Consider the following 3227-nt stretch of genomic DNA (forward strand, 5'->3'; position numbering starts at 1 on the left):
AGGCCTGACGGTCCCGCGCGCCTTGAGGATCCCGAGGGCTCCACCGCCGTCCTCTACACCGACGGTCTGATCGAACGCCGGGACGCCGACATCGACGAGGGCGTGGCAGCGCTGGAAGGCGCCTTCGCCGGCGCCACCGGCTCCCCGGACATCATCTGCGACCGGCTGCTGCGCGCCCTGGGCATCAGCGAGGACCACGACGACGACGTCGCACTCCTCGTCTTCCAGCACCCGGTGCGCACGGGTCCCGACGCCGAGCTGTTCCACAACGCGGCGCTCGACCTGCTCGGCGGCACTGAAGCGGCCCCGCGCGCCCGTGCATTCGCCTCGGGCGTCCTGGCCTCCTGGCGCTTCCCCACCGAACTCCGCGACCTGGGGGTGCTGGCCGCCAGCGAACTGGTCGCCAACTCCCTCCAGCACGGCACCCCGCCCATGCGGCTGCTGCTGCGCCGTACCGACCGGCGTCTGATCATCGAGGTGACCGACGGCGACGAACACCTGCCCCGCCGCTGCCGGGCCGAACCAGCAGACGAAGCGGGACGCGGTATCTCGATCATCGCCACGATCGCCTCGGCGTGGGGGAGCCGCCGCACCCAGGGCGGCGGCAAGTCTGTCTGGTGCGAGTTCGCCCTGCCGGGCAGGTAGCCGGCTTTCCGGCTGCTGCCCGGCAGGGGGACGTACTGCGAGCGCTTCCCGCGCTACCGAAGCGCGCTACCGCACCGCGTCGACGCGCTGCTCCGCTGTGCGCTGCTCCGCGATGCCCATTTCTGCGACGTGCGGTGTCTCGACTCGCTGCCCCTCGATCCGCTGTCCCTCGACCGGGCGGGGCGCCTCTCCACGGGCCACGATGACCGACCCGGGCCGGTCCTCGCGCTCGGACAGCCGCCGACCGAGCAGCAGCGCCAGCCCGGAAACGCCCAGGCAGCACACCACCAGCAGCACGATGTACGCCGACCAGGCACCGGTCGCGGCGAGCGCACCGCCCACAGCGGGCCCCACGGCCAGTGCCAGCTGCTTCACCAGCGCGAAAGCGGAGTTGTACTGGCCCACCAGTCGGGCCGGGGCCAGGTCGGCGACCAGGGGCGCCACCGTCGGCGACAGCATCGTCTCGCCGACGCCGAACAGCGCGTACGTACCGATGAGCAGCGCGGTGGCCACTGCCTGCGCTCCGTGCACGAGCCCGGAAGCCCCTGCGGCCACCCATGCGACGGTCCAGATCAGGCCCACCAGGGCGACGACCCGGCTGCGGCGCCGGCGCTCGACGAGTCGCAGCACCACGAACTGGGCCAGCACGATCATCGCCGTGTTGGCGGCGAGCGCGATCCCCAGAGTGGAGGTCGAGATCCGGGTGACCTCCACGGCGTAGGCAGACAGCCCCGACTCGAACTGCCCGTAGCAGGCGAAGAAGATCACGAAGCCCAGGACGCACAGCAGCACCATCGGCCGGTCCCGCAGCAGCACGCCCCACCCGGAGCCACGCGCAGCGCCCTCCGTCCCGGTGCCCTCGTTGTCGACCGTCGCCACCGGACGCGCCACCCGCACCGTCATCAGTACGGCGAGCAGCACGAGGAACATCGTCGCCTCGATGACGAACAGCAGGGTGAAGCTCGCCGGGTCGTGCTCGTCGACGAGCATCCCGCCCAGCAGCCCGCCGACACCGAGCCCCAGGTTATTGAGGAAGAACTGGGTGGCGAAGGCGCGTGACCGCGAACCCTGCGACGAGCACCAGACGATCATCGTCGCGAGCGCGGGCTGCAGTACGGCGATGCCGGCGCCCATCACGGCGGACGCGACCAGCACGGCGGGCGCGCTGGACGACAGCCCGAAGCCCAGCGCGCCGAGCGCGGCGGAGACCGCGCCGACGACAACCATCACCAGCGGCCCGCTCCGGTCGATCACGCGCCCCGTGAAGGGCAGCACGAGCAGCGCGGCGGCGGCGAACGCGGCGAGCACCGCACCCGCGGTGCCGTCACCGAGCTCCCGCACCCGCGCGACGTACACGAAGAGGAACGGCACCGTGAAGCCGTTGCCGAAAGCTGCCAGCGCGTTGCCGAGCTGGATCCGCCGCAGCGCGTCGGCCGTCGCCGTGGACACAGCCGTGGTCACACTCACCTACCTAGGTCGAGAAGGGGAAAGGGATACAGATACGAGGTCCCGTGAGTACAGGGACGAAGACTTCGAAGCTAAAGTTCGACACTAAAGAGTACACAGAGCAAGCGTTTAGAGCGAATGAGTTGCCGTGCGATACTGCACACATGCCGGACCGACAACCGACGCTCGACGAGCAGATCGCCATCTACCAGCGGGAGTACCGCGACCTCGACCCGCAGGTGGAGAAGGTGGTCAACGCCCTGAGCAGGCTGGACCGCCGGATGAGCGTGGCCTACGGGCGCCAGCTGGGAACGCTCGGCCTCAGCAGTCCGGAGTGGGAGGTCCTCAAGGAGCTCGTCATGGCGGGCAGTCCCTACCAACTGTGGCCCGGAACCATCGCCAAACGGCTCGGCCTCACCCCCGCGGCGATGACCCACCGCATCGACCGGATGCTCACCCAGGATCTGGTCACCCGCGAACGGGACCCCGACAACCGGGTCCGCGTCATCATCGGCCTCACCGACACCGGACGCGAGAAGTGGCTCGAGGTCATGCGTATGGCGTCGGTCTTCGAGGAGGACCTCCTCCAGGACCTCTCCACCGAGGAGCGCGTACAACTCGGCGAACTCCTCACCCGCCTCCTCCGTCGCGTCGAACATGCCCAGCCGGACGCCGGCGGACGCCTCACCGACCTCGACTGACGCCCCGCTGGGCGCAGTTGTGCTCGGCTCGGCTCCGGTTGACAGCGCGACACGTGATCCGTAAGGTTCATCGAGTTGTCAGCAGCCGGTCACGGTTTCTGGCGACTCCTCCCGCCACTCCGGCGGAAACCACTACGTAAGACCATCTCCCTTCGCAGGGGTCTGTTCGGCATGCCGAATTGCTTTTGCGGGTCGGCTCAATTTGGAGCCGGGCGGGGAAAGGGCCTAAAGTAGCGGTCAGCCGGAAGGCGCCCCGCCGACAGGGGAAATCTGATTCGGAGGACGGCACGGAAACGGGCCGGAAAACGGATCTGATAGAGTCGGAGACACCGAAAGGGCAAACGTCCGGAGAAACCGGTGAGATGGTTTCGAAGGAAGCGTCCGTTCCTTGAGAACTCAACAGCGTGCCAAAAGTCAACGCCAGATATGTTGATA

At 68.8% G+C, this 3227-nt stretch carries 3 protein-coding genes; 2 read left to right on the plus strand and 1 reads right to left on the minus strand.

What is annotated here, in order from left to right:
- The coding region (locus tag KBY19_RS35670) for an ATP-binding protein (protein WP_210967502.1) at positions 1–645 on the plus strand (645 nt) is incomplete at its 5' end.
- A gap of 66 nt (positions 646–711) precedes the next feature.
- Here the strand turns inward: KBY19_RS35670 and KBY19_RS35675 are convergent.
- Complete coding sequence (locus KBY19_RS35675; RefSeq protein ID WP_307843712.1) at positions 712–2094, minus strand: MFS transporter; 1383 nt, start codon at positions 2092–2094, stop codon at positions 712–714.
- Positions 2095–2255: 161 nt separating this feature from the next.
- Here KBY19_RS35675 and KBY19_RS35680 point away from each other — a divergent pair, with 161 nt between their 5' ends.
- Positions 2256–2792 carry a MarR family winged helix-turn-helix transcriptional regulator gene (locus KBY19_RS35680; RefSeq protein WP_210957293.1) on the plus strand — a complete coding sequence of 179 codons (537 nt, stop codon included), beginning with the start codon at positions 2256–2258 and terminating at the stop codon, positions 2790–2792.
- Positions 2793–3227 lie beyond the last annotated feature (435 nt).

Source organism: Streptomyces sp. B15 (assembly GCF_018070605.1).
In the GTDB taxonomy this organism is placed as follows: domain Bacteria; phylum Actinomycetota; class Actinomycetes; order Streptomycetales; family Streptomycetaceae; genus Streptomyces; species Streptomyces smyrnaeus.

Bases quoted from the DNA above. Each gene is read 5' to 3' on its own strand.
- KBY19_RS35680 (WP_210957293.1), top strand. From the start codon at position 2,256: ATGCCGGACCGACAACCGACGCTCGACGAGCAGATCGCCATCTACCAG.